This window comes from Neobacillus cucumis (assembly GCF_023715505.1).
The window spans coordinates 1-442 of the sequence record NZ_JAMBOH010000114.1 but is presented as its reverse complement, the minus strand read 5'-3'; the positions used below and the strand labels follow the sequence as shown (position 1 = coordinate 442).

At 42.3% G+C, this 442-nt stretch carries 2 tRNA genes; both read left to right on the top strand.

The window, feature by feature from the left end:
• Positions 1–49: 49 nt before the first annotated feature.
• Positions 50–126 (top strand) — tRNA-Pro (locus M3226_RS31650).
• Between the two features lie 15 nt (positions 127–141).
• A tRNA-Ala gene (locus M3226_RS31645) sits at positions 142–217 on the top strand.
• The last annotated feature ends 225 nt before the right edge of the window (positions 218–442 follow it).

Here is a 442-nt window from a genome sequence, read left to right as displayed (position 1 = left end):
ACTACGAATCAAAAGGTCGGGAGTTCGAATCTCTCAGGGCGCACTTTAACGGGAAGTAGCTCAGCTTGGTAGAGCACTTGGTTTGGGACCAAGGGGTCGCAGGTTCGAATCCTGTCTTCCCGACCATCTACTTCATTTTTTGGGGTCTTAGCTCAGCTGGGAGAGCGCCTGCTTTGCACGCAGGAGGTCAGGGGTTCGATCCCCCTAGACTCCACCATTTAAAAAATTAAATTTATATTGACAAGGTAAAATTACTTTGTTATTATATAAAAGTTGCACAAATAACTATTGCTCATTGAAAACTAAACAAACAAGAACGTCAACAAACATAATATTAGTTTCTATTATAGAAACTAAGCCAACGTAACAAATTGAGCTAATCAACTTTCATGGAGAGTTTGATCCTGGCTCAGGACGAACGCTGGCGGCGTGCCTAATACAT